The sequence below is a fragment of the Pilosibacter rotomagensis genome (genome assembly GCF_045062245.2).
Taxonomy (GTDB): Bacteria; Bacillota; Clostridia; order Lachnospirales; family Lachnospiraceae; genus Pilosibacter.
In genome coordinates this window covers 2,294,798-2,319,216 of record NZ_CM170323.1, presented here as the reverse complement: position 1 = coordinate 2,319,216, position 24,419 = coordinate 2,294,798, and the positions used below count along the sequence as shown (strand labels likewise).

General features: G+C 48.0%; 26 protein-coding genes. 25 read left to right on the top strand and 1 reads right to left on the bottom strand.

Features of this window, described 5'->3' with window-relative positions; translation table 11 throughout:
• The 12 genes from ACI3EW_RS10370 to ACI3EW_RS10315 all read left to right on the top strand — a co-directional run bounded on the left by ACI3EW_RS10370 (position 1) and on the right by ACI3EW_RS10315 (position 9,715).
• Positions 1–381, top strand: coding sequence for a PrgI family protein (locus ACI3EW_RS10370; protein ID WP_405580864.1), 381 nt, complete (start codon positions 1–3; stop codon positions 379–381).
• The gene (locus ACI3EW_RS10365; RefSeq protein WP_405580861.1) at positions 347–2,704 is read left to right on the top strand and encodes a VirB4-like conjugal transfer ATPase, CD1110 family; all 2,358 of its coding nucleotides are present in this window, start codon (positions 347–349) and stop codon (positions 2,702–2,704) included. Before ACI3EW_RS10370 ends, ACI3EW_RS10365 begins: the two co-directional genes overlap by 35 nt.
• A complete protein-coding gene (locus ACI3EW_RS10360; protein ID WP_405580858.1) occupies positions 2,685–4,403 on the top strand; it encodes a C40 family peptidase in 1,719 nt (572 codons plus the stop codon). The genes ACI3EW_RS10365 and ACI3EW_RS10360 overlap by 20 nt, the downstream gene beginning before the upstream one ends.
• Positions 4,404–4,417: 14 nt before the next feature.
• Positions 4,418–4,669 (top strand): DUF4315 family protein, encoded by a 252-nt coding sequence (locus ACI3EW_RS10355; protein WP_015563850.1) that lies wholly within the window; start codon positions 4,418–4,420, stop codon positions 4,667–4,669.
• A gap of 2 nt (positions 4,670–4,671) precedes the next feature.
• Positions 4,672–5,421 carry a DUF4366 domain-containing protein gene (locus ACI3EW_RS10350; RefSeq protein ID WP_118727990.1) on the top strand — a complete coding sequence of 250 codons (750 nt, stop codon included), beginning with the start codon at positions 4,672–4,674 and terminating at the stop codon, positions 5,419–5,421.
• Positions 5,418–5,594 (top strand): hypothetical protein, encoded by a 177-nt coding sequence (locus tag ACI3EW_RS10345; RefSeq protein WP_262670919.1) that lies wholly within the window; start codon positions 5,418–5,420, stop codon positions 5,592–5,594. The genes ACI3EW_RS10350 and ACI3EW_RS10345 overlap by 4 nt, the downstream gene beginning before the upstream one ends.
• A 4-nt stretch (positions 5,595–5,598) precedes the next feature.
• Positions 5,599–5,952 carry a cysteine-rich VLP domain-containing protein gene (locus ACI3EW_RS10340; RefSeq protein WP_173758471.1) on the top strand — a complete coding sequence of 118 codons (354 nt, stop codon included), beginning with the start codon at positions 5,599–5,601 and terminating at the stop codon, positions 5,950–5,952.
• A 179-nt stretch (positions 5,953–6,131) separates the two neighbouring features.
• Positions 6,132–7,091, top strand: a complete 960-nt coding sequence (locus ACI3EW_RS10335) for a hypothetical protein (RefSeq protein ID WP_227226709.1) — start codon at positions 6,132–6,134, stop codon at positions 7,089–7,091.
• A gap of 13 nt (positions 7,092–7,104) precedes the next feature.
• On the top strand, positions 7,105–7,689 hold the full coding sequence (locus tag ACI3EW_RS10330; protein ID WP_227226710.1) for a defense against restriction DarA-related protein: 585 nt from the start codon (positions 7,105–7,107) through the stop codon (positions 7,687–7,689).
• Positions 7,690–7,701: 12 nt separating this feature from the next.
• Positions 7,702–7,866, top strand: coding sequence for a hypothetical protein (locus ACI3EW_RS10325; protein ID WP_014080207.1), 165 nt, complete (start codon positions 7,702–7,704; stop codon positions 7,864–7,866).
• Positions 7,863–8,210 (top strand): plasmid mobilization protein, encoded by a 348-nt coding sequence (locus tag ACI3EW_RS10320; RefSeq protein WP_227226711.1) that lies wholly within the window; start codon positions 7,863–7,865, stop codon positions 8,208–8,210. Before ACI3EW_RS10325 ends, ACI3EW_RS10320 begins: the two co-directional genes overlap by 4 nt.
• Positions 8,211–8,368: 158 nt before the next feature.
• Positions 8,369–9,715, top strand: a complete 1,347-nt coding sequence (locus tag ACI3EW_RS10315; RefSeq protein WP_227226735.1) for a relaxase/mobilization nuclease domain-containing protein — start codon at positions 8,369–8,371, stop codon at positions 9,713–9,715.
• 201 nt (positions 9,716–9,916) lie between these two features.
• Here the strand turns inward: ACI3EW_RS10315 and ACI3EW_RS10310 are convergent, their stop codons facing one another.
• Positions 9,917–10,276 (bottom strand): helix-turn-helix domain-containing protein, encoded by a 360-nt coding sequence (locus ACI3EW_RS10310; protein ID WP_054754179.1) that lies wholly within the window; start codon positions 10,274–10,276, stop codon positions 9,917–9,919.
• Positions 10,277–10,426: 150 nt separating this feature from the next.
• On the opposite strand from ACI3EW_RS10310, the gene ACI3EW_RS10305 reads away from it, so the two are divergent.
• The 13 genes from ACI3EW_RS10305 to ACI3EW_RS10245 all read left to right on the top strand — a co-directional run bounded on the left by ACI3EW_RS10305 (position 10,427) and on the right by ACI3EW_RS10245 (position 24,345).
• Positions 10,427–10,615, top strand: a complete 189-nt coding sequence (locus tag ACI3EW_RS10305) for a helix-turn-helix domain-containing protein (RefSeq protein WP_015560012.1) — start codon at positions 10,427–10,429, stop codon at positions 10,613–10,615.
• Complete coding sequence (locus ACI3EW_RS10300; RefSeq protein WP_012741667.1) at positions 10,608–11,306, top strand: response regulator transcription factor; 699 nt, start codon at positions 10,608–10,610, stop codon at positions 11,304–11,306. Before ACI3EW_RS10305 ends, ACI3EW_RS10300 begins: the two co-directional genes overlap by 8 nt.
• Positions 11,303–12,532: a sensor histidine kinase gene (locus ACI3EW_RS10295; protein WP_155175846.1), complete on the top strand. Its 1,230-nt coding sequence runs from the start codon at positions 11,303–11,305 to the stop codon at positions 12,530–12,532. Before ACI3EW_RS10300 ends, ACI3EW_RS10295 begins: the two co-directional genes overlap by 4 nt.
• A 64-nt stretch (positions 12,533–12,596) precedes the next feature.
• Positions 12,597–13,292, top strand: coding sequence for an ABC transporter ATP-binding protein (locus ACI3EW_RS10290; RefSeq protein ID WP_041254460.1), 696 nt, complete (start codon positions 12,597–12,599; stop codon positions 13,290–13,292).
• On the top strand, positions 13,276–15,636 hold the full coding sequence (locus ACI3EW_RS10285) for an ABC transporter permease (protein WP_227226712.1): 2,361 nt from the start codon (positions 13,276–13,278) through the stop codon (positions 15,634–15,636). The genes ACI3EW_RS10290 and ACI3EW_RS10285 overlap by 17 nt, the downstream gene beginning before the upstream one ends.
• Before the next feature lie 122 nt (positions 15,637–15,758).
• Complete coding sequence (locus tag ACI3EW_RS10280; protein WP_155175850.1) at positions 15,759–16,625, top strand: metallophosphoesterase; 867 nt, start codon at positions 15,759–15,761, stop codon at positions 16,623–16,625.
• A gap of 459 nt (positions 16,626–17,084) precedes the next feature.
• On the top strand, positions 17,085–17,495 hold the full coding sequence (locus tag ACI3EW_RS10275; RefSeq protein ID WP_015560007.1) for a sigma-70 family RNA polymerase sigma factor: 411 nt from the start codon (positions 17,085–17,087) through the stop codon (positions 17,493–17,495).
• A 596-nt stretch (positions 17,496–18,091) separates the two neighbouring features.
• On the top strand, positions 18,092–18,358 hold the full coding sequence (locus tag ACI3EW_RS10270; RefSeq protein ID WP_007884026.1) for a DUF6870 family protein: 267 nt from the start codon (positions 18,092–18,094) through the stop codon (positions 18,356–18,358).
• A gap of 118 nt (positions 18,359–18,476) precedes the next feature.
• Positions 18,477–20,159, top strand: a complete 1,683-nt coding sequence (locus tag ACI3EW_RS10265) for a recombinase family protein (RefSeq protein WP_227226713.1) — start codon at positions 18,477–18,479, stop codon at positions 20,157–20,159.
• 117 nt (positions 20,160–20,276) lie between these two features.
• The gene (locus ACI3EW_RS10260) at positions 20,277–20,585 is read left to right on the top strand and encodes a hypothetical protein (protein WP_405580842.1); all 309 of its coding nucleotides are present in this window, start codon (positions 20,277–20,279) and stop codon (positions 20,583–20,585) included.
• A 275-nt stretch (positions 20,586–20,860) separates the two neighbouring features.
• A complete protein-coding gene (locus tag ACI3EW_RS10255; RefSeq protein WP_405580839.1) occupies positions 20,861–21,307 on the top strand; it encodes a Fic family protein in 447 nt (148 codons plus the stop codon).
• A gap of 20 nt (positions 21,308–21,327) precedes the next feature.
• The gene (locus tag ACI3EW_RS10250) at positions 21,328–21,861 is read left to right on the top strand and encodes a Fic family protein (protein ID WP_405580836.1); all 534 of its coding nucleotides are present in this window, start codon (positions 21,328–21,330) and stop codon (positions 21,859–21,861) included.
• A gap of 21 nt (positions 21,862–21,882) precedes the next feature.
• Entirely contained in the window at positions 21,883–24,345 is a 2,463-nt protein-coding gene (locus tag ACI3EW_RS10245; RefSeq protein ID WP_405580833.1) for a UvrD-helicase domain-containing protein, read from the top strand.
• The last annotated feature ends 74 nt before the right edge of the window (positions 24,346–24,419 follow it).

The window sequence follows — 24,419 nt, the reverse complement described above, 5'->3', positions numbered from 1 at the left end:
ATGCCCTATGTAAACGTACCAAACGATTTATCCAAAATCAAAACAAAGATGGCTTTCAACCTCACCAAACGCCAGCTTGTCTGCTTCGGCAGTGCGGGCGTGGTGGGGATTCCGGCCTATCTGCTGACCCGTGGCACTCTCGGCAATACCGGGGCGATGTTTCTCATGCTTGGAATTATGCTCCCGGCGTTCCTGCTGGCGATGTATGAAAAGGACGGCTTGCCCTTTGAAAAGGTTGTACGGAATATCATCCGGGCCAAGTTTCTAAGGCCGGGGATCAGGGCCTACCGAACCGAAAACATTTATGCGCCCTTTGCCGGGCCGGGCGCTGGAAAGGAGGATGTGATTGAAAAACACAAAGAAGAAAAACGGAGCCGCTAAGGGTAAAGGCCGGGCAGCCCTGTCCGCCCAGCAGACAATCCCGTATCTGTCCATGCACCCGGACGGCGTGTGCAAGCTCCCGGGCGGGCTCTATACAAAAACCGTGGAATATGAGGACATCAATTACTCCGTGGCATCCACCGAGGATCAGACCGCCATATTCAGCGGATGGAGCTCATTCCTCAACTACTTTGACAGTTCGCTGCCGTTCCAGCTTTCCTTTATCAACCGTCGTTCCCATTCCCGCAGCCGCTATCAAGTCAATATCCCGAAAGCGGATGACAACTATAACAGCGTCCGGGATGAGTTTACCGGGATGCTTAAAAATCAGATTGCCAAAAGCAATAACGGCATTGAACGCTCAAAATACATCACCTTTGGCATACCCGCCGAGGGGATTGCGGAGGCACGGCCCCGTCTGGAGCGTGTGGAGGCCGATGTCATGGGAAACTTTAAGCGACTGGGCGTTCCCTCGGAGCCGATGGACGGACGGGCCCGCCTTGCGCTGCTTCATAGCCAGATGCACCCGGGGAGCCGTGAGGCGTTCCGCTTTTCGTGGAAAGACATCCCGCAGACCGGGCTCGGCACAAAAGACTTTATTGCCCCGGACAGTCTCGACTTCCGCCAGTCCCGCACATTCCGCATCGGCCAGTATTGGGGCGCGGTGTCCTACTTACAGATTATGGCATCGGAGCTTTCGGATAAGTTGCTGGCGGAAATCTTGGAGCTGGATGCGGAAATGACCGTGACCATGCACATTCAGACCGTGGATCAGCTCAAGGCAATTAAGACCATCAAGGGGAAAATCTCGGACATCGGAAAAATGAAGGTGGAGGAACAGAGAAAGGCTGTGCGCTCCGGCTATGACCCGGATATTCTTCCCCCTGACCTGATCACATTCAGCAAGGATGCAGCGGAGCTTCTGGCTGATTTGCAATCCCGCAATGAACGAATGTTTCTGCTGACCTTTACGGTGGTAAACCTTGCCCCTACCCGCCAGCGTCTGGAAAACGATGTGTTTACCGTGGGCGGCATCGCACAGAAATACAACTGCGCTCTGCGCCGTCTGGACTGGCAACAGGAACAGGGTTTTGTTTCCTCGCTGGCCCTTGGTTACAACGAGGTGGAAATCCAGCGCGGTATGACCACCAGCTCCACAGCCATCTTTATTCCTTTTATGACAAGGGAGCTCCGCATGGCTGGGCAGGCCCTCTACTATGGCATGAACGCACTTTCTCACAATGTCATCATGGCTGACCGCAAAAAGCTGAAATCGGCAAACGGGATGTATTTGGGCTCTACGGGCTCCGGAAAGAGCTTTGCCGCAAAGCGCGAGCTCTTGAATGTGTTTCTCACCATCCCGCAGGATCGGATCATTGTGGTTGACCCGATGGGCGAATATGCGCCGCTGGTGCGAAGGCTGGGCGGTCAGGTGATCGAGATTGCCCCGGACAGCCCGCACCATCTCAATCCGATGGATGTGGAGCTCAATATGGCCGCCGGAGAAAGCCCGCTTTCCATGAAGGCGGATTTTCTTTTGTCCCTGTGCGAGCTGGTGGTCGGCGGCAAGGAAGGCTTGCAGCCCATTGAAAAGACGGTCATTGACCGCTGTGTGCGTTTGGTGTACCGGGAGCAGGCGCTCGGATTGGAAACCGCAAAAACGCCGCTGTTGCAGGATTTGTACGAAGAGCTCTTACGCCAGCCGGAGCCAGAGGCCCGGCGCGTGGCAACTGCCTTAGAGCTTTATTGTACAGGCTCCCTCAATCTTTTTAACCATCCTACCAACGTCAAGACGGACAGCCGTGTGGTGTGCATCGTTTTGAAAAACATGGGCGAAAACCTTAGAAAGATTGCAATGCACATCACAAACGAGTTTGTTTCGCAGGCGGTGGATCAGAACTTCCACGAGGGTGCGGCGACTTGGTGCTACTTTGACGAGTTTCATATCCTGCTCCGTGATCCGCTGACAGCCAGCTACTTTGTGGCAGTCTGGAAAATGCTGCGTAAAAAAGGATGTGTGCCGTCTGCTTTGACGCAGAACGTCAAAGACCTTTTGGCCAGCCGGGAAATCGAGAACATTCTGGACAACACGGATTTTATGATTCTGCTTTCGCAGGCGCAGAGTGACCGTACCATTCTGGCAAAACAGCTCGGTATTTCCGAGCATCAGCTTTCCTATATCACACACAGCAATTCCGGCGAGGGGCTGTTGTTCTATGGAAATGTAACCATTCCGTTTGTGGATCGGTTCCCTCGCGGAGAAATCTATGACCTGCTGACTACCCGCCCGGAGGATATGAAGAATGAAACGAAAAACGAATAAAACCAAGGAGGAGGCTTGGTCGCAGACCGCCCACGCCCCTGACGGGGAACAGCCCGGGCCGGAGGCTTCCGACACTTCGGGACAAAGTGTCCCGAAGTCCAAGTTCCGCAAAAAGAGCCAGCAGGAACAGGCTGCGGCGGCAAAGCTCCACATGGAGTCCCAAGGCGAAAAACTGGAACAGGCCCGGGAGAAGCTGGCAAAGCAAAAGCCGCCGAAAAAGCCCGGCCCGGTAAAACGCATAGGCCGTGTTGCCAGCGGTTCCGTTCACAGCTTCGTGCATGGCAAGATTTTTGAAGTGGAACAGGAAAATGTCGGCACGGAAGGCGCACACCGTTCTGAGCTTGTGGGAGAAACCGCGCTACGGCATGGCTCTCGCTTTGTGCGCCGTAAAGTCCGGGAACATCCGGCAAAAGTGATACGCAAGGCCGAGGCCCGCTATACCAAGTACACGGCGGACTACAATTTTCACACCGCCGCACAGGAGCACCCGGAGCTGACGAAAAATACCCTTACCCGCTACTGGCAGAAGCAACGGCTCCGCAGGCAATACCGCAAGCAGGCAAAGGAGGCTGCAAAGCAGAGCGCGGCTGCGGCTGGGAAAACTGCCACAGCCACAGAACGCCTGACTGCCCGGGCAGTGGAATTTGTCAAAAGTCATCCCGCAGGTGCCGTGATTGCGGTGCTCTGTGTGTTACTCCTGTTTGCTATGCAGTCCTGTTCCTCTACCATGCTTATGCTGGGGAACGCCGGGGCCGGTGCATTAGGAGCCAGCACCTATCCTTGTGAGGATCGGGATATGCTGGCCGCCGAAGCCGCCTATTGTGCGCTGGAAGATGATTTACAGCATTATCTGGACACCTATGAAAGCACCCATGACTATGACGAATACCACTTCGATCTGGACGAAATCGAACATGATCCCTATGTGCTGCTTTCTCTTTTGTGTGCGCTCCATGAGGGACAATGGACAATAGGCGAGGTACAGGGAACGCTGCAAATGCTCTTTGACCGCCAGTACATTCTCACGGAGGATGTGGTGGTGGAAACCCGGTATCGCACAGAAACCGACACATGGACGGACGAGGACGGCAACTCCCATACGGACACCTATCAGGTGCCTTACGATTATTACATCTGTACGGTCACGCTGGAAAACTTTGATTTGTCCCATGTACCTGTGTACGTTATGGGCGAGGATCAGCTTTCCCGATATGCCATCTATATGGCAACGCTGGGGAACCGCCCTGATCTGTTCCCGGATTCTCCTTATGTGAACAAGTACATTACCGGGAAACCCGGTGATTACGAAGTGCCCGGAGAATATCTGGACGATGAAACCTTTGCCGCGATGCTTGCCGAAGCGCAGAAATACATCGGCTATCCCTATGTGTGGGGCGGCAGTTCTCCCGCCACTTCCTTTGATTGCTCGGGGTACGTTTCGTGGGTTATCAATCACTCCGGCTGGAATGTGGGCAGGCTGGGAGCCCAGGGGCTCTATAACATCTGTACGCCGACCAGTTCTCCCAAACCCGGTGATCTGGTGTTCTTCAAAGGCACCTATGACACGCCGGGCGTGAGCCATTGCGGGATTTATGTCGGTGATGGAAAAATGCTGCATTGCGGAGATCCCATCGGCTACGCAAATTTGAATACAAGCTACTGGCAATCTCATTTTTACGCCTATGGGCGTTTACCGTGACAGGAGGTTTTGAAATGGCAACTACCAAAAGCATGAAAATTCAGGCCGAGATTGATAAGGTCAAGGCCAAAATCAGTGAACAGCAGGCCCGGCTCAAGGAGCTGGAGCAGAAAAAGCTGGAGGCGGAAAACAGCGAGATCGTGGACATTGTGCGCGGTATGAGCATTTCCCTTACGGAGCTCCCGCTGCTGTTTGAAAAGCTGAAGGACGGAGGTACTTTGGGACAAAGTGTCCCGAAGTCCGAAGAAGAAAAGGAGGAAAACTGAATATGAAACACTTTCGTATGTTGGCGGCGGGGCTTTGCTCCGCCGTTCTTTTATGCGGCTTTGCAATCCCGGCCTATGCCTATTCGGACGGCGGGAATGAGGAACCGCCTGTTGTGGAAGAAACTCCGGCCCCGGAGCCAGCGCCTACCATTACCCCGGGCGAGGGCTTTTCGGAGGATGGAAACCTTGTGACCCGCGATCTGCTCTACGATGCCGCAACCAACAAACAGTTCATCACAGTGGAAACCAGCGGCGGCAACACCTTTTACATTGTCATTGACTATGACAAGCCTGTGGACGAGGACGGCGAACAGTATCACACCTACTTTTTGAACATGGTGGATGAAGCCGATCTGCTGGCGGCACTGGAGGCCGCTGGCGGAGAACTTCCGGCCTGCTCCTGCACAGAAAAATGTGCGCCCGGAGCCATCCATACGGATTGCGAGGTCTGCGCGGTCAACATGACCGAGTGTGCTGGCACAGCTCCCGAACCCGCTCCGGTGACGGAACCTGCGGAGGAGCCGGAACCCGAGCCCCAGCAGAAAAGTAATACCGGGACGCTTCTGCTGATCTTGGCAGTGGCTGTTCTGGGCGGCGGTGCAGGCTGGTACTTCAAAATATACCGCCCGAAGCATGAAAAAGCTGCTGTACCCGAAGAGGATTACAGTGAGGAACTGGCTGATTATGACGATCCCGAGGACGATGGGCCGCCTTGGGACGAGGACGATACCGAAAGTGAGGATAATGAATGAGATTTACCAACAACCCCTATGAGGGATTTATGAAAGAAAAAAGCTACTTTAAGGGTGTGCCGCCCAGCCTGCCGCCGAAGGGCTCCCGTTGTGAAGGCTGCCCTTACTGGCGCGGGATCGGCTGCGTGTTCTGCTACCGGGAGCAGCTCAAACCACCGGGCAACGGGAGGTGATGCTGTGGGCCGAGAACTGACCCGGACAGAAAAAGCGGCAATCCGCAGGCTGGTGTCAAAATGGTGTGCCAACTATGACCGGGACTGCGGCTGCCTGCCGCTGGATTGCGAGTGCTATATGTTTGGGAAATGCTGGACGGGGGCTTATTGCCGCTACTTCCGCGAGGCTGTTCTGCCCCTTGATCCGGCGCTGGAGGCTGCGTTGCTGACAGAGGGGCCAAGGCCGGATTTCAAGGCTTGCCCGGTATGTGGCAGAGCCGTGGCTCCTGATGGACGGCAAACCTATTGTTCGGCGTCCTGTGCAAAGGTGGCACACCGCAGACAGCAGCGGGAATATATGCGAAAAAAGCGGGGCTGATGTGTTGACAATTAGGACACCCAAAACCCGCTTGTGACAAGGCTTTTTAAGGCCCTTTTCTGCGGGAGGCGTATGTTTCTACGTCCGGCCCTGTTTCCGTGAGATGCTGTCAACATTTTAGCTGCCGGGGCTTTGGGACAATTTGTCCCAAAGTTCCGGCTTTTGTGGAAGGAGGTACTATGCCGAAATATTATCCGATCAATGAAGAAGCCGCAAAGCGGGCAAAGGATATGAACAGCTTTTCCGACTATCAGCCGGGCTCCGCTACGGCGAGCTACCGGGCAATGGTCGATGAAGCGTATGCAGCGGCGGAACGCCAGAAAGCCCGTGTCGATCCCATGTACCATGATAAGATTGACACACTGGTGGATCGCTATGCCCGGAAACTTGCCGAAAATCTGAATGAACGCAATGTGATTGATGCCCGTGTACCCTCTATTCTGATCTCCGGGGGCGGTAATTTCCCTGTGGCAAAGAAGCACAAGCAGAACGCCGCCCGGGATCGCAACTATGGAGAGTATGCGGAGATCTCAAAACTGCTTGATAAAATCCGCTCTGTTGGTATGGGCGGGATCAGCGCAGACGATGATCTGGCCGTGGAAAAGCTGACAAAAAAGCTGGAGGGGCTGGAGTTCCAGCAGGCCACCATGAAGGCGGTCAATGCGTATTTTCGGAAACACAAAACGCTGGACGGCTGCCCGGAGCTTACGCCGGAGCAGGCAGAAAAGCTCAAAGCAGATATGGCGCAGTCATGGCACTTGGATAAAAGCAAGCCGTACCCCGCCTATCTGCTTTCCAACAACAACGCCAACATCCGCCGTGTACGCCAGCGCATTGAGGAACTGAGCAGCCGCTCCGAGTTTGCTGGCTGGACATTCCCCGGAGGCGAGGCAAAAATCAACGAGGCTGAAAACCGTTTGCAGATTATTTTCGAGGAAAAGCCCGATGCCGATCAGCGGCAGGAACTGAAAAGCAACGGCTTTAAGTGGGCTCCCAGCCAAGGGGCATGGCAGCGGCAGCTTAACCAGAACGCCATCCGTGCTGCGGCCCGGATAGACTTTCTGCGACCCGAGGACGGTACAAGCCCCTATCAGCTCCAGCCGTTTGTGAAAAGAGAAAACAAAGAAATGTCTCGATGATGGGAGGTGTACTATGGACAAAAATCAAGGCTATGCTATTTTGAAGGCGGTCATGCTGGAAAATGGGCGGGGATTTGCATTGGGCGAGCATCCCACCGCGCCATCCCGCTATGTCACATGGGCCTGCTATGATGACAAGGACGGCCAGCGGCAGTATGAATGGGGTCACTATGGAAATGACCGCACCGCGATGGAACAGGATTTCACAGACCGGGTGCAGGACTATCAGCGTATTTATAACGTCGGGATCAGGCAGACCGAGGCTCCCGGCCTTTACAAGTATTATTCGACCCAGCGGCCTGTGGACATCGGGACATTCCCGAAGCCGCCCTATAACAAGCCGGATGAAATTTTCAATTATGATCAGCGCGTCCCGGTGGAAAATGGCTCGTTCTTGGCTTGGGGCTATCTTACCTATACCCGCCCGCTAACGGAAAAACAGGCATCCTACTATGAGCTGCGTCCTGCGCCTGATAATCCCGACAGGCCCCGTCCGATTGCCGAGCAGATGAAAAATGCGGCAAAGTTGGCGGAGGCAGATCGCGGCTCGGAGGCTCCGGCTCCCCAACGGAGGCAGCCTGACCGTGGCGATAGATAAGGAGGTGCGTATATGGAAAAGAAACGTGAACAGGAATTGTCTGTACTGGAGGTGCTGCGCCTGCACCGTGAATTTCATTTGCCGCACCCTGTTCCGGCAGACGAACAGGAAAAGCCGCTGGATAAGGTAAAGGAGCCGCCCCGCGCCTGCCGCAGCCGGGAGCGTGAGGAGCGATGACAAAGAAACGCCGCCGTCCGATCCATCTTCATGTGATGGTGTCGGAGGCGGAGCAGGCTCTGATTCAAGAACGTATGGCGGAGGCTGGCATCCGTAATATGGGAGCCTATATGCGGAAAATGGCCCTGAGTGGGTATGTGCTTCATGTTGACCTTTCGCCTGTTCGTGAGCTGGTTTCGCTCCAGCGGCGCTGCTCCAACAATCTGAACCAAGTGGCAATTCAAGCCAACACCTACGGCGCGATTTATCCCGAAGAACTCGCGGCCTTGCAGCGGGACTATGCCGCTTTGTGGAGGCCGCTGTCTGATCTCTTGAAACAGCTCTCCGCGCTGGTAGAGCTCTGACTCATCCGGGGAGTGGTTGATACCGCTCCCCGGCTTTTTCTACTTCGGGACAAAGTGTCCCAAAGTAAAAATACTGTTTGCCGGAAGGAGGGATTTTTACGGCGACCACCTACATCCGCCCTTATAAAACAGCGGCGGGAAAAAGTGCAATTCAAACGATGGAGGATCGTTTCACCTATGGCCTGAACCCGGAAAAGCTGGGAGCCGTATCTTCCTATCTCTGCGATCCGAACACGGCTCCCGCCGAGTTTCTTCTGGTAAAAAGTCAATACCTTGCAGAGACAGGCCGGGCCGTATCTCGCGGGGCACTGTTCTTTCAGATCCGGCAGGCGTTTCTGCCCGGGGAGGTTACGGCGGAAGAAGCAAACCGTATTGGTTATGAAACGGCGATGCGCTGGACAAAGGGAAAGCATCAATTCTTTGTCTGTACGCATACCGATAAGGCCCATATCCACAATCACATTTATTTTAATGCAACGGCCTTTGACCGCTCCCGGAAATTTCATAATTTTATTGGTTCGTCCTTTGCCCTGCGGCGGCTCTCTGACCGCGTGTGCATTGAACATGAATTGTCTGTTATCCAAAATCCGCGCCAGCACAGCAAGGGCCGCTTTCTTCACTATGGCCAGTGGATCGGGGAAAAGCCGCCCTCTGCCAAGCAGCGGGTGCGGCTGGCTGTTCTCGCCGCTTTGGAGAAAAAGCCCACGGACTTTGCCGACTTTCTTCGTCTCATGGAGGAGTCCGGCTTTGCCGTAAAACAGGGGCGCGGCGGTGTCATCTCATTCCTTGCGCCCGGACAGGAAAAACCGACCCGGCTCCGGGCTTCCACACTTGGAGCCGGATTTGACCCGGAGGACATCAAGGCGGTAATTGCTGGGGAACGTCCGCTCCCTGAACTACCAGAGGAGCCCACGGTTCCGCCACGGCGAGTTAATCTTATCATCGACATTCAAGAGCGTATGGCCCAGGGCAAAGGCCCGGCCTATGAACGATGGGCCAAGGTCTACAACCTAAAACAGATGGCTGCCGCGCTCCAGTATTTGCAGGAGCATCATCTGACAGACTATGCGGCGCTGACGGCCCGCACCGAGGCTGCTGTGGATCACTTTCACAAGCTGTCTGACGAGCTCCGCACAACGGAGGAGGCTCTTTCCAAAACCTCGGAGCTGATGGCTGCCACGGTGGACTATGCCAAGACCCGCCCGGTGTTCGATGGGTACAAGGCTGCGCGGTACAGCAAAAAGTATCTGGCCCAGCACGAAGCGGAGCTTGCCACTTACCGGGCGGCAAAGGATACTATGAACACCATACTGAACGGCGCAAAACTCCCTAAGATTGAAGCACTAAAAAAATCCCGCCGTGAGCTGGCGGGACAAAAGAAAGCGCTTTATGCAGAATACCGGGAGGCCCAGCGGCAAATGCGGGAGGCCGTGGCAATAAAAGCGAACATTGATCATCTGCTCGGCATAACAGACGAGCGTGAAAATAAGGCCCAGGAACGATAGTGACGGGCCGCAGACTACGGTGCAACGCACCGGGACTTTGGGACAATTTGTCCCGAAGTACAGCGGGTTTGGGGAGCTCCCCAACAAGCATTTTTGCGGGCCCTGCGCCCTGCAAAAATTTCGGAGTGTGGCCACACCCGAATTGCTTGCCAAAACGCGCAACCCGCAACATGGCGCAAAAAACGGAGGTTACGCTTTCTTTTACGTTTCCTCCGTTTCTTTCGATGCTTTCATCGCTTGGATTGTAGCTTCAACGATTTTCAATTCTCTTTCGTCCAAAGCGTTCAACATGGCATCAATCCGCTTCCTGCACTCGCTCCCGCTATTCTGGGACGGGTAAAAGTATTGATCCACCGATATATCAAACATTGTGACCATCTGATAAAAGGTGTTGAAGCTTGGATGCTGACCATCATTTTCATTATACATAATGGTACGTGGAGCGCGGTCAACAATATAGGCCAGTTGCTCCTGTGTCATGCCGCTGGCTTCTCTTGCACGCTTGATGGCGAGCCCTATATCGTGAAAATCAAAGCGTCTTTCATCTCGTTCTATCTTCATAACATCACCTGATATGATTTTACATTTCATGTGATATTATTTGAACGATTATGTATTTCATGCTACTGACTATTTAATTTCACATTCCTTTCTTCCAAAACTTGTATTGTTCGAGTCGAAGAACTATAATATACTCTATGGAGGTGCAGAATGGATTATATGACACTAAAAGAGGCCGCCGAAAAATGGGGCGTGACACCTCGTAGAGTAAATTACTATTGTGCTGCCGGGCGTATTCCCGGCGCTGTGAAGATGGCTGGTGTTTGGCTGATCCCAAAGAACGCAGAAAAGCCGATTGACGGAAGGACAAAACAAGGAAAGGAATTAAAACATGAATAGAATATTGCTATTGGAGGATGATGTCAGTCTAATAGATGGCTTGGTCTACTCTTTGAAAAAGAATGAATTTGATGTTGAAGTTGCCCGTACAGTATGTGAAGCAAAACAATACTTATCCGAACTCGACCGATACGATTTATTGATTTTGGATGTTACTCTGCCAGATGGAACAGGATTTGACGTATGCGAAAGAGTAAGAAAAGAAAATCAGCAGATACCGATTATATTCCTGACTGCATCGGATGAAGAAGTCAGCATAATTCGTGGATTAGATAGCGGTGGGGACGATTATATCACCAAGCCTTTCAAACTGGGGGAATTGTGTTCCCGCATCCGGGCGCTGTTGCGTCGGGCCGGAGTTTCCAAAAGCGAAAAAAACACTTCTATGGAATGTGGCGACATTACCATTGATCTGTTGGGTAGCCGTGCAACCTTAAAGGGAAAAGCATTGGATTTGACAAGCGCCGAATATCGTTTGCTTTGTCTGCTGGTAAGAAACGCAAATCGCGTTGTGACAAGGGACATCATTCTAAATGAGCTGTGGGATGATACAGGAAATTTTGTTGATGATAATACCCTGTCCGTCTATGTACGGCGGCTTCGTGAAAAAGTGGAAACCAATCCGTCCCATCCAGAACACCTTATAACCATTCGTGGGTTCGGCTACCAATGGAAAGAGGTGTCTATATGAGTTTGTACCAAGATAGACAGATTAAAGGGTTCCTGCTATTTTTGACTTTGTTTGCTCTGCTGTTTGTAGGTACAGCAACCGTTTTGACTATTTATCAGGTGAACGATGCGGAAGTCCTATGGCTCAAACATGATGAAGCGGTTTCATCCTCACTTTTGGAACAGGGTGTTCCGAAAGAAGTGGTTGCAGTTGCCTTTACGAACACAGACATCAGTGACGATGGTAGGTCATTATTAGCGGCTGCGGGTTTGGGAAAACAGTCAGAAAGCAGTATGCGGCCTTATTTCAATCAATTTCAGCGTTCCGCTTTCTGCACCATGCTATGCACTGTGCTATTTTTTCTCTTTGTGCTTGCCATAGGAATATTTATTTTTTTCTGGAAAAGGAAGCGATTGTATCAACAGGCCGACAAAATATTGCTAAATTACATCAACGGGGATTACTCTTGTCATTTACCGCAGAATTATGAGGGGGCTATCTACCAAGTGTTTTCTTCGATAGAACAGCTTGCAACTATGCTCCAATCCAAAAATGAAACAGAACGTAAAGCAAAAGAGTTTTTGAAAGACACCATATCCGATATATCTCACCAGCTCAAAACGCCTCTGGCAGCCCTCACTATGTATCAGGAGATCATTGAAAGTGAGCCAGAAAATGCAGAAACGGTCAAACAGTTTGCGGCGAAGATGGGTATTTCTCTAAAGCGTATGGAGCAGTTAATCTTATCCATGTTGAAGATAACCCGACTGGATACGGGAAACATCATTTTTGAGAAAAAAAGTTGCCGTGTGTCCGAGCTGATAGCTCATTCAGTCAATGACCTAACCACAAGGGCTAAAAGCGAAAGCAAGCAGATTCAGATAGATGGCGATGGTGAACAGCAGCTTATTTGTGACATGGAATGGACAGGTGAAGCGATTGGAAACATTGTAAAAAATGCACTGGATCACACGCAAGCTGGCGGTATTGTCCGTATTACATGGGAGCGCACTCCTGCTATGTTTCGGATTTTTATTTCTGATAATGGTAACGGCATAGTCCCGGAAGATATTTACCATATCTTTAAACGCTTTTATCGCAGCAAACATTCCCTTGATACACAAGGAATCGGGCTGGGGCTTCCCCTTGCCAAGTCCATTATTGAGGGTCAAAACGGTGTTATCTCCGTACAAAGTGAAGTCGGAAAAGGTACGCTGTTTACACTATCTTTCCTTACGGATCTGTAAGGTCAAATTCACCTGCTTGTAAGCTGTTTTTGCTATCCTTTTGAGAAAGGAGGTACTGATGACTATGGAAATATTGAAAGTACAAGATTTATGTAAAACTTATGGCAAGGGTGAGGCGAAAGTCGAAGCGTTGAAGAAGGTTTCCTTCTCCCTGGATAAAGGCGAATTTGCTGCCGTTGTGGGTGAATCCGGTTCTGGCAAAAGCACATTACTGAACTGTATTGGAGCTTTGGATACCCCTACTTCCGGCCACATTTGGATTGATGAACAAGACCTGTTTTCCATGAAAGAGGAACAGCGCACGATTTTCCGCCGTCGTAATATCGGCTTTATCTTCCAATCCTTTCAGTTGGTTTCCGAGCTGAATGTGGAGCAGAATATCATGTTTCCGCTTCTTTTGGACTATCGCAAACCAGACCCGGCAGCAGTGGAAGAAATTTTGGAACTCTTGGGACTTACCGAGCGTCGACATCACCTGCCGAGCCAACTATCCGGCGGACAGCAGCAGCGTGTTGCCATTGGCCGGGCGTTAATCACAAAGCCCAAACTGATTCTGGCAGATGAACCTACTGGCAATCTGGACAGCAAGAATAGTCAGGATGTTATCGCCCTGCTTACGCAGGCGTCCCGTCGCTATCAGCAAACAATCCTGATGATTACCCACAATAAGGATTTGACTGCATCCGTTGATCGGGTGTTCCGGGTATCAGATGGCGTTTTGACGGATTTGGGAGGAAAAACAAATGAAGCATTATCTTGACCTTGTTCCCATATCCGCAAAAATCCACAAGAAGCAAAGCAGAATGTCTATTTTCTGCATTGTGCTGGCGGTATTTCTGGTTACAACTATTTTTGGAATGGCAGATATGTTCATCCGCAGCCAGATTTTGCAGGCACAGCAGGAGTCTGGGAATTGGCATATTGCCATTAAGAATATCAGCAATGAAGAAGCAGCAATTATTGCTTCACGCCCTGATATTGAAGTATTTTCACCGTATGGCGTACTCAATTATCGTGGAGATTTAGGCTACACTTTGGGTGGAAAAGATGTAGCGATATGCGGTTGTGATGAAAGCTATATAACTGAAATCTGGACTGACCAAATTGAAGAAGGTGTTTTTCCACAGACAAGTAATGAAGCGTTGGTGACTGAAAATGCAAAGCAGATAATGGGTGTTGCGATTGGTGATCCCATTGCCGTAGAAACTCCTGATGGCGATAAACTGAATTTTACCATATCAGGATTTATGAATAATACCGCCTCGATCATGAGTGGCGACTCCTACGGCATCATTTTGAACACAGAGGATTACTGCGCGATTTATCCGAATGTATCAGACGGGGAGCCGAATGATTACGGCATTATGTTTTTTACTCAATTTGCAAACACAAGAAATATACAAGGGAAAATTGCAGATTTGAAAGAACAATGCAATTTATCGAATGAACAAATATCTTCCAACAACAATCTGCTTGGATTGCTTGGACAAAGCCGCGTTCCCTTTTTGTTACAGGTTTACTTGGCTGCGGCTGTATTGTTTGTACTGGTAATGTTAGCTGGTATTATGATGATTGCAAGCAGCCTGAACAGCAATGTAGCCCAGCGTACCGAATTTTTCGGCCTTATGCGCTGTATCGGTGCAACCCCAAAACAGGTTATGCGCTTAGTACGGAAAGAGGCGCTTAGTTGGTGCCGTTTGGCAATCCCTGTGGGTATTTCCATCGGTATAGTTGTCATTTGGGTCTTATGTGCGATTTTGCGTTTCCTAAGTCCGGAATTTTTCAAAGCGATGCCTACATTCGGATTTAGCGTACCAAGCATTCTTGCAGGAATCGTTGTGGGCTTGGTAACGGTTTTGTTCGCTGCCTATTCTCCGGCAAAGAAAGCAGCCAAAGTATCTCCGTTGGCAGCGGTTTCCGGTAATGCAAACGACTTGGAGCCTGCAAGAAATGCTGCTAATACACAACTGCTTAAGATTGATACAGCACTTGGAATTTATCATGCAAAAGCAAATCGGAAAAATCTGTTTTTGATGACAAGCTCATTTGCTCTCAGTATTATCCTTTTCCTTTCATTCTCTGTAACAGTTGAGTTCATGCAGCATACCTTAACACCGCTCCAACCTTGGACAGCAGATTTATCTATCATAAGCCCTGATAACGTCTGTGCTATTGACAAAGCATTACTTGATGATCTAAAGGAAAATCCTGTTGTGGATTTAGCGTATGGAAGAAAATTTGCATACGAGGTTCCGTCTGTCACAAACGGTATTGAAAAAAAGATGGATTTAATCTCTTATGAGCAGTATCAATTTGATTGGGCAAAGGACTATTTATTAGAGGGTTCTCTGGAATCTGTGCAAACTGATTTAGGGACGGGCTTAATTGTTTATAATTCGCAGAACACAATACAAATAGGCGATACTGTATCGTTGAATACAAACGGACAAAGTAAAGAAATCCAAATCGTGGGAATGTTGTCCGACTGTCCGTTTTACAGTGCCGCCGGTGTTGGAACAATTATTTGTTCAGAGGATACATTTGAACAAATTACTGGCGAGTCGAAATATACGGTTATTGATGTGCAGTTAGTGAAAGGCACAACAGACGAAGATGTTTATGTGATCCGCCAAATGGTAGATTCCTCATTTACTTTCGCTGATGAACGCATGGGTAACAGCAGTACCATGGGAACTTACTATTGTTTTTGGCTGTTCATCTATGGATTCCTCGTCCTAATTGCAATGATTACAATTTTTAACATAATCAATAGTATTTCCATGAGTGTGTCTGCACGGTTGAAACAGTATGGCGCTTTCCGTGCCATCGGCGTTAGCATGGGACAGCTAAGTAAAATGATTGTTGCAGAAGCCTTCACCTATACCATAATCGGCGGTGTAGTTGGTACGGTGTTGGGACTGTTTTGTAACAAGCTATTGTTTGGAATGTTGATAAGTTATAGATGGGGGGATGCTTGGACTCCTCCATTACCAGAGGTAGCTGTTATTCTGTTAATTGTCGTAAGCTCTGTAATTCTGGCTGTGCATGGGCCAATCAAGAGAATACGCAATATGTCCATTGTTGATACAATCAGCGCACAGTAATTCTACTTTTGAAGCGGGTGGCTTTAGAAGCCGCCCACTTTTGTCTTACAAATTCGTAAGTTGAAATTCACCTGTTTGTAAGCTGATTTTTTTATAATTAAGTTGATGAAAGAGAGGAAAAAATGAAAAAAATCCTTTCCACCAGAGTATTGGTGAAGATTTGTGTATTAACAACTATACTGCTGGTTTTGATAATCTATACTATATGGGGCAATTCAGCATTGATGGTAAGTATGGTTAATATCTCCAGCGATCGCATACCATCTGCCTTTTCTAATTTTCGGATTGCACAAGTGTCCGACTTGCATAATGCTGAATTTGGAGAAAGCAATACAGAATTGATAGAATTGCTGTCTGAACACGAACCGGATATTATTGTGATAACTGGAGATTTAATCGATGCTGGACATACAGACATTGAGATTGCGTTTGATTTTATAAAACAAGCTGTTCAAATAGCCCCTGTCTACTTTGTAACTGGAAACCACGAAGCTAACTTCTCACATTATGATCAATTCAAAACAGGGCTTGAAGCGTCTGGCGTAACTGTCCTTGAAGATGAAGCAATACAGTTAGTGCATAACAACGAAATGATTACCCTTATCGGGCTTTCTGATTCTGACTTTACGATTAAGGGCGATATGTTTAATGAAGCGCCAGCCATGGTCAACACAAAATTGAATAGCCTTATTGATGACGAAAACAGTTACACTATACTGCTATCACATCGGCCAGAGTTATTTGAAACCTATGTATGCTGTGGTGTTGATTTGGTTTTATGTGGTCATGCACACGGAGGGCAGTTTCGATTACCTTTTATTGGGGGGCTCGTTGCCCCCAATCAAGGGCTGTTTCCTAAATATGATTCCGGCCTTTATACAGACGGAAAGACAAATATGGTTGTTAGCCGCGGCCTTGGAAATAGTATTATTCCATTCCGATTTAATAATCGTCCAGAGGTTGTATTAGTAGAACTTAACACCGAATAACGATACTTCAACCGAATATTGAAATGATCTGCCGCACGACGGCAAAAGAAAAAAAGCCGTCGTAGAGCAGACAATTTGACACGCCCATTTGAAACGGCGGCTTTGATTTTCAGAGCCGCCGTTTCTTTGCGTCTACACAAACCAATGACGACTTGCAGGGACACGGTAGCCGATTGGAGGTTATTTTCCGTGTCCTTTTCTCTTTTTCGCAGTATCCATGATCTGCACCAGTTAAAAAAAGCATAGCCCCTCCATCGAAGCAGTCCGGCTTTGAATGTGAAATTAAACAGTACATAACCGATAATATATTTTCGTGCGCTTGTGTGGCCTTGTGTCGCGCAGGCGTATTTTGCTTTCCAGACTTCGAGACAAAGTGTCCCGAGGTGCGGTGCCGTTCTCCGCCATTACTCCATTTCGTTTCCGACCAACCCCGAACAAACTGAAATGGAGGATTTTACGATGACTACTATCAATCTGAAAGATCTTTATTATTGGTACACGCAGGATCAGCTTATCGAAGTTTCTGACGAGGTTGCCGAGGTATTCAAGGCCGATGCCCGTTATGAAATGGCCTACCAGCGGCGGCTCTCCCGGCACAAGGCGCAGTATTCTCTGGACTGCGATGACGGGATTGAGTATTCCGCTTGCCTGCATGAGCCGACCCCGCAGGAGCTCCTTGAACGGATGGAAACCTTTCTTCGTCTGTGGAACGCTCTCAATTCTCTGCCGGAGATCCAAGGCCGTAGAATTGACGCACATATCATTCTTGGCAAGTCGATTAAGGAAATTGCCGAGGCCGAGGGCGTACATGAGGAGTCTATTCGCCAGTCGATCAAGCGTGGCCTTGAACGCATGAAAAAAACTTTTTGATTTTTTCTTCTTAACCCACTTGGAATTGATGAAAAAATGTCTCGGTTTATGAGAGGAGGTTTTCTTCCTAACGCAAGGGAATAACGGCAATCCTGAGTAAGTACGTGGAGCCAGACGGTGGGTGCGCGGTGACATTTCCCAAAAGAGATTGAGCGAACAACACCAACACTGTAAATGGGCCCGGCCATCCCAAGGCCATGATCCGGTGCTGAACAGGTTGGCTGCCTGTTCCTCCGGGCTTGTCGCTTTACTTGCGGTGAGAGCGCCGCACAGAAAATAACGATTGTCTTTGGACAGGCCAAGTAAATATGTGCGGCACTCTCTAATATTCAAAAACTATAATAAACCTCGAGACAAAGTGGTTTTCTAAAAAAACCGTCTTGAAAAAAGTTCAGGAAAAAGCCGTTTCTGCCATAAAATCGACAAAGACCGGGCAGAAAAATCAAAGCCTTTTTTCAAAATAGGCGTTTGTCAACGGCTCCAAAGTGTCCCAAGGTGGAGTAAGGCAACAGGCCAGCATCCCGGTGGTGCTGGCCTGTTGCGTTTCCCCACCAAACAGCGGGAGGCGTTCTATCAATCTGCGAAGGAGGTTTACCGTGAAATTAACTACACAGGAACTTGAACAAATGAGAAGCGTTGACATTGGCGCAGTGGCTGCCGAGTCCCTGCCTGATGTGAGCGGTATGACCTTTGACAATGCGCTTTCCCGAAAGGAGCGCATCTCTCGATTTTTGCAGACTGTCAAAAATCCATACTGCTTTTGCATCGGTGGTGTTGGCGTGAAAATTGAATTTGCTGAAAGCGGGCCATCTCTCCAAGATAAGCTGACGGATTTCCTGCTGCGGCAAAGAAGCGGGCTGTAACTTCGGTTACAGCTCGTTTTGCTTCTTCGAGACAAAGCGTCCCGAAGTGGAGGCATCCTTGTTGTCCTCCCCGGACAGAGTTATAATATAAGTGTAATGTGATAGGGAAGGAGGAACAATGGCACGAGCAAAAAACAGAGGGTATCAGCAGAGTTTCTCTCCCTCTTACACAATCCGCCGCTGGCGGCTGGGCATCTATATCCGGCTTTCAAAGGAAGATTTGAAAAAAGGAAAAGACGATAGCAACAGCGTAAAGAACCAGCGTGACCTACTGAACGATTTTTACCGACGCAACATTGACGAGTTTGAAAGCATCACGGAATATGTGGATGATGGTCATACTGGAACGGACGCCAACCGTGAAGATTTTCAACGGCTCTTGGCGGATGTCATGAGTGGTAAAATCAACTGCGTTATAGTAAAAGACCTGTCCCGCTTCGCACGAAATTATAGCGATGCCGGAAGTTTGATCGATAACCTGTTTGTTCAAATGGGTGTTCGCTTTATTAGCCTTGCTGAGAATGTGGACAGCTACAAGAACCCCGACAGCGTTTCAAATATCATCGTTCCCATTACAAACGTGATGAACGATAATTACTGCTATCAGACTTCCAAAAAGATCCGGCAGGTATTTGATTACAAACGGCGCAACGGCCAGTATATCGGAGCATTTGCTCCTTACGGCTATGTAAAGCACCCAAAGGACAAGCACAGGCTGATTGTTGATCCCGATGCTGCTGAAAATGTCAAACTCATTTTCACAATGCTTATTCAAGGGTCATCAAAACGTGCTATCGCGCTGTACCTGAACGAACACGGCGTACCGAGCCCCTCGGCTTACAAGGTACAAAAGGGCTTGCCTGTTTCGACAAGAGGGTATGACGATCCTATGTGGGGAGTCCGCATGATCCACTCCATTCTTACCAATCCGACCTACACCGGGGATTTAGCCCAAGGCCGAAGCCGGGTGAAAAGCTACAAGGTACACCAGATTGAAGCTGTTCCACGCGAGGAATGGGTGGAAGTGGCTGGAACGCATGAGGCCATTATCGACTATGAAACTTTCGACAAGGTACAGGCTCTCTTACAGCGTGATACCCGTACTTCCCCGAAAGGCCGTGAGGTACATTTATTCAGCGGCTTTCTGAAATGTGCCGATTGCGGGCGGGCCATTACCCGATGCGTTGGCAAGAACAACAATGTATATTATTCTTGCTCAACCTACAAGAACCGTTCCCGGACAGCCTGCACCATGCACTCAATCAAGCATGAACGGCTGGAGGCTGCTGTTTTGTTCGCTGTACAGCATCAGGTACATTTGGCTGTTTCCTACTCGGAAATCGTCACGCAGATCAATTCCGCTCCAATCAAAAAAAGCCAGTCTTACCGACTGGACGATCTGATAGCTGCAAAAGAGCGGGAACTGACAAAGATAACACGCTACAAGCAATCTCTTTATCAGGACTGGAAAGACGGTGAAATCACCCAGCAGGAATACCGGGATATGAAGGCTGACTATGAACGGCAGACTTCTGATATTTCCGCGGTGCTTACCCGGCTGAACACTGAACGCGCAGAACTGGCAAACGGTGTGGACAACGAGCATCCTGCACTGGTAGCCTTTATGAAGTATCAGAACATTGAAGCCCTCAACCGTGAAATCTTGGTTGAACTTGTGGACTATATCAAGGTCTATGAAAACGGCAATATCAGCGTGAAATTCAAATTTGCTGACGAACTCCGCAAGATTGCCGAGTACATTGAAATCAACACTACGGAAGATACCGCAGTAGCGGGCTAACCCCCGCTACGAACCCCTTTGACAGTGTGTTTTCCTAATAGGCGCTAATCATATTCTTTAGATCCTCAAAATCAAGATGTTGTGACTGGTTATGCGAAGTATTATTGTGGTAATGACATGTCATCAGAAGCTATACCATGGGTAAAAAAACATTTGACTTTTAAAGCAAATGATTCTAATGCATTTATAGCATTATTATGTTGTTTGGTAAATACAAAGCAATACAAAGAAATTTTACAATTAACGGAAAAGCACAATTTTCAATTTAGCGATGAGGAGAAGGGAAAATTTCATTTAGTGAGAGCGATAGCATACTACAATCAAGAGGATGATGATCTTACGAGATCTAGGGAAGAAATAGCATTAGCTGTAAAGTTCTGTCCAAATGATGAAAATATTCAGAGCTTTAATAAATTTTTAAATTAAACCCATTGGTCATTTTAAAGGGAAAGGAAGAAATATGAAAACCCCACAATATTCGATCTTATATTTCAAAGAAAATTTCACACAACACCTGGAAGAAATTGGAACCCTTCTGCAGAAAGGAAAGAAGGTAGTCTGGTTCGGTTCCCAGGAGGAAGTGCAACTTTAATGGTGAATTTTAATACCGTACCTTTGAAACACATGAGTGCATATGGATATGCGCACCGTTCGGCCGGAATTTGCAGAATTAAGATATGGGATAAAAATAGGAGCAATATATGGACGGATATAAACCACCTTTTACAATTACAAACAGTATATTATCTCACGTGGCGTCTATTTCTGAAAAAGTCGGGCGTATCACTGTAATGAGTAATATGGAAAACAAGCCTCATCTAAGGAAAAATAATCGGATCAAATCCATTCATTCATCTTTGAAGATTGAAGCAAATTCTCTTTCACTAAGCCAGGTGCGAGATGTTATTAATGGAAAATTAGTTCTTGGAGAGGCAAAAGAAATACAGGAAGTAAAGAATGCATATAACGCCTATGAAAAAATAGCTAAAATAGATCCTTACAGCATAGAAAAATTGAAGAAATTTCATGGTATTATGACAAAATACATAGTAGAGGAATCTGGTGATTTTCGCAGTGGTGAAGAAGGTGTATTTAACGGTGAAGAGTGCATATTTATGGCCCCGCGGTGCGCCGTGTTCCGCAATTGATGAATGAATTGTTTGACTGGATGAATGAAGTGAAAGACCAGGTGCATCCACTGATTTTGAGCAGCGTTTTTCATTATGAATTTGTATTTATTCATCCCTTTACAGATGGCAATGGCAGGATGGCAAGGCTGTGGCACACAGCTATTTTGGTGAAATGGAATCCTGTTTTTGAATACATTCCAATAGAAAGCCAAATTGAAAAATTTCAGGATGATTATTATGATGCAATAGCAAAATGCCATGTGGAGGGAGAATCTACGGTATTTATTGAATTCATGCTGGCTCAAATAGATAATATTTTAGATGAACTTTTGAATCAGATGACAAATAGCGCCACTGATGACGCTATTATTGACACCAATGGCGCTAATCATGACGCTGATAATATGGAAGGCAGACTGCTATCGGGTCTGGAACAGAACCCTTGTATTACACAGACAGATTTGGCCGAAGAGTTATCGTTATCAAGGAGAACTGTCCAGAGAATGATGAAAAAACTAATGGACGATGGCAAGATAAAGAGAATAGGTTCAACCAGAACAGGCTATTGGTAAATAAAGGAAAAGTAAAGAGATATGAAAAAGCCACAATATTCGATCTTATATTTCAAAGAAAATTTCACACAGCACCTGGAAGAAATCGGAACCTTTCTGCAGGAAGGAAAAAAGGTATTCTGGTTTGGTTCCCAGGAGGAAGTGGAACAGTTAAAAAAGATGTACAAGCCCTTTGCAAGTGCCTTTTTCCTGCAGGCATTTGCGATAACGGAAGTGGAGGAGGTGGAAAACTTCGGATCGGCTTCCATCATCGATGGCATGGGAATCGGGCAGGAGTGGAGCCAGCTGTTTTGCTGGCTGGAGGAAAAAATACCCGCATTCAATGCGGCTCAGTACCGGGTTGAACATGCGGGGATAGATTCCAATATTGTGGTAAAGGCATCGGCGGGAACCGGTAAGACTACCGTTATGGTGGACCGTATTTTATATCTGATGCATATGGTTCCGGACTTGAAGATGTCGGAGATCTTCATGATCACATTTACGAACGAGGCCACCAACCAGATGAATGACCGTCTTCAGGAGATTCTTCTGAAAAAGTATTCCCTGACTAAAAATAAGAAATATCTGACCTGGCTGGAACAGCAGTCTCAGATGCATATTTCAACGATCGATAGTCTGGCATATGATCTGTTCCGGCGATTTGGAACCAGTGTGGGGTTTGGCAGGGATCTGGGAATTCAGCCGTTGGAAAGAGAGCGGAAAAACCTGATCAAGGATATTCTGTCTGATCAGCTGGACGATCGAAGGAGTATTTTATCCCAGATTGGGATGAATTATTCAGATGCAGGAAAGGTGATCGATGCATATTGGAAAGAATTGACCAGCAAGGGATATACGATCTCGGAGATCCTGAATAAGGACTGGGGAGAAGTACAGGGTGATCTGGTACTTTCTGATTTCCAAAGAGTCATAAAGGCTGTTTTGAAGGAGTTCGAGGGAAAGTACGTTAGGCTTAAATTGGACGCAAATGCAATCTCCATCAACGATCTGTTTTTTGATTTTGGACATTATTTGCTGGACGAAAGGCTGGAGTGCAAAGGCCTTGCCATGAAATATCTGCTTGTGGATGAGTTTCAGGATACGGACGCGACGCAGATTCGGACCTTTGCGCGGCTGGTTCAGAATATCCATGCAAATCTGTTTGTCGTAGGAGATGTCAAGCAGAGTATTTATTCGTTTAAGGGTGCCACGGATGAGGCCTTTGATATTCTGGACGAGGAGATGCGCGGCAGGCTGCAATATTTTAGCCTTAGAAACAATTATCGCACCTGCTCCAATATCATGAAGGTAATGGAAAGATACTTCTTTGCCTGGTCGAAGGAAGGACTGCTGCGGTATGATGAGGCGGTAAGACCATTTAATTCCAACGTTGGAAGCGTGGAAATGGAATACATAGAGAATAAAAGTTCAGTCGATCGGCAGACGATGGATCTTATCAACAGGGCGTTAAGTGATTTGGAGATGGACATCCGCTCCGGAAGGAAAAAGGTGACGGATAAAGCGAAAGTTGCTGTTCTGGTCCGTGGAAATAATAAGGCAGCTGAAATTGCAAAGTTATGCCGGAAAAATGGGAAAACGGTGGTTTTGAGTTCTGACCGTCCATTTTTCCTTTCTCAGGCAGTGCGGGATTTCTATGCGCTGATCAGTTCCTATATCTTTGCGGAGCAGCCAATCTACACATACAATTATCTGATGACTCCCTATGCTGTTTATGATGGAGTGATCTCAGTATCGGACATGGAATTGATAAAGAGCAGTGGGGGTGAATTATCAGAGTATTTGTCAGGATTTCTTTCCCAGACAAAATGGTATGAATATCAGAGAGAATTCCGTCTCAGACCGGTGGTGGCAGTGATCAAGGATATTGTGGAAAACGGCAATATCATAGAAAATTTTATCGCCATGGATAAGGTAAAGATGTATGGGGAAGTCTGGACGGAAGCCCGGAAAAATAAGCAGGCGCTGATTGATGCGAAAACTTATCAGAAGAACCTGGATAAACTGCTGGAGATGATCCAGCAGAGGATGGATGGGGAGTTTGCGACTCTTTATGATTTATATGTTTATCTCACGCTTATGATCGCCACGAACAGGGAGGAGATGGAACCGGATATTGAGATGGTGAACGACTATACAAGTGTTTATATCATGACAGTGCATAAATCAAAAGGACTTGAATACGATACGGTGATCATGCCGGCCATGAATAATCGTCTGGTTCCCGGTGAGAGAACCTCGATCCTTCCCGGAAAAGATAAAGTCGCCTGGACATTTGAACCGGGAAAAAGCAATCAGATGAAGAGCCGCTGGTATGAAGAATTACAGCAGGAGGCAGCGCAGAAAGGGATGGCAGAAGAAACAAGAATGCTGTATGTCGCAATGACCCGTGCGGTAAACCGGCTGATCCTGCTGGTAAACAACTGGCAGACATATGAAAGCTGGTCATCATTGATTCGAAAGGCAGGACTGATCAATGAGTAATCGGGTATATACTTACACAAAGGTCTCAGAATTGAAAAATGCACCATATTTCAGGGAGATCGCACCGTTGCCGC

Excerpts from the sequence above, each read along its gene's own strand:
- ACI3EW_RS10360 (WP_405580858.1), top strand. The coding sequence starts at position 2,685 with ATGAAACGAAAAACGAATAAAACCAAGGAGGAGGCTTGGTCGCAGACC.
- ACI3EW_RS10290 (WP_041254460.1), top strand. The coding sequence starts at position 12,597 with ATGGAAATATTGAAAGTACAAGATTTATGTAAAACTTATGGCAAGGGT.
- ACI3EW_RS10350 (WP_118727990.1), top strand. The coding sequence starts at position 4,672 with ATGAAACACTTTCGTATGTTGGCGGCGGGGCTTTGCTCCGCCGTTCTT.
- ACI3EW_RS10335 (WP_227226709.1), top strand. The coding sequence starts at position 6,132 with ATGCCGAAATATTATCCGATCAATGAAGAAGCCGCAAAGCGGGCAAAG.
- ACI3EW_RS10300 (WP_012741667.1), top strand. The coding sequence starts at position 10,608 with ATGAATAGAATATTGCTATTGGAGGATGATGTCAGTCTAATAGATGGC.
- ACI3EW_RS10315 (WP_227226735.1), top strand. The coding sequence starts at position 8,369 with ATGGAGGATCGTTTCACCTATGGCCTGAACCCGGAAAAGCTGGGAGCC.
- ACI3EW_RS10310 (WP_054754179.1), bottom strand. The coding sequence starts at position 10,276 with ATGAAGATAGAACGAGATGAAAGACGCTTTGATTTTCACGATATAGGG.
- ACI3EW_RS10295 (WP_155175846.1), top strand. The coding sequence starts at position 11,303 with ATGAGTTTGTACCAAGATAGACAGATTAAAGGGTTCCTGCTATTTTTG.
- ACI3EW_RS10305 (WP_015560012.1), top strand. The coding sequence starts at position 10,427 with ATGGATTATATGACACTAAAAGAGGCCGCCGAAAAATGGGGCGTGACA.
- ACI3EW_RS10320 (WP_227226711.1), top strand. The coding sequence starts at position 7,863 with ATGACAAAGAAACGCCGCCGTCCGATCCATCTTCATGTGATGGTGTCG.
- ACI3EW_RS10255 (WP_405580839.1), top strand. The coding sequence starts at position 20,861 with ATGGACGGATATAAACCACCTTTTACAATTACAAACAGTATATTATCT.
- ACI3EW_RS10330 (WP_227226710.1), top strand. The coding sequence starts at position 7,105 with ATGGACAAAAATCAAGGCTATGCTATTTTGAAGGCGGTCATGCTGGAA.
- ACI3EW_RS10285 (WP_227226712.1), top strand. The coding sequence starts at position 13,276 with ATGAAGCATTATCTTGACCTTGTTCCCATATCCGCAAAAATCCACAAG.
- ACI3EW_RS10345 (WP_262670919.1), top strand. The coding sequence starts at position 5,418 with ATGAGATTTACCAACAACCCCTATGAGGGATTTATGAAAGAAAAAAGC.
- ACI3EW_RS10260 (WP_405580842.1), top strand. The coding sequence starts at position 20,277 with ATGTCATCAGAAGCTATACCATGGGTAAAAAAACATTTGACTTTTAAA.
- ACI3EW_RS10280 (WP_155175850.1), top strand. The coding sequence starts at position 15,759 with ATGAAAAAAATCCTTTCCACCAGAGTATTGGTGAAGATTTGTGTATTA.
- ACI3EW_RS10245 (WP_405580833.1), top strand. The coding sequence starts at position 21,883 with ATGAAAAAGCCACAATATTCGATCTTATATTTCAAAGAAAATTTCACA.
- ACI3EW_RS10355 (WP_015563850.1), top strand. The coding sequence starts at position 4,418 with ATGGCAACTACCAAAAGCATGAAAATTCAGGCCGAGATTGATAAGGTC.
- ACI3EW_RS10325 (WP_014080207.1), top strand. The coding sequence starts at position 7,702 with ATGGAAAAGAAACGTGAACAGGAATTGTCTGTACTGGAGGTGCTGCGC.
- ACI3EW_RS10275 (WP_015560007.1), top strand. The coding sequence starts at position 17,085 with ATGACTACTATCAATCTGAAAGATCTTTATTATTGGTACACGCAGGAT.
- ACI3EW_RS10370 (WP_405580864.1), top strand. The coding sequence starts at position 1 with ATGCCCTATGTAAACGTACCAAACGATTTATCCAAAATCAAAACAAAG.
- ACI3EW_RS10265 (WP_227226713.1), top strand. The coding sequence starts at position 18,477 with ATGGCACGAGCAAAAAACAGAGGGTATCAGCAGAGTTTCTCTCCCTCT.
- ACI3EW_RS10250 (WP_405580836.1), top strand. The coding sequence starts at position 21,328 with ATGAATGAAGTGAAAGACCAGGTGCATCCACTGATTTTGAGCAGCGTT.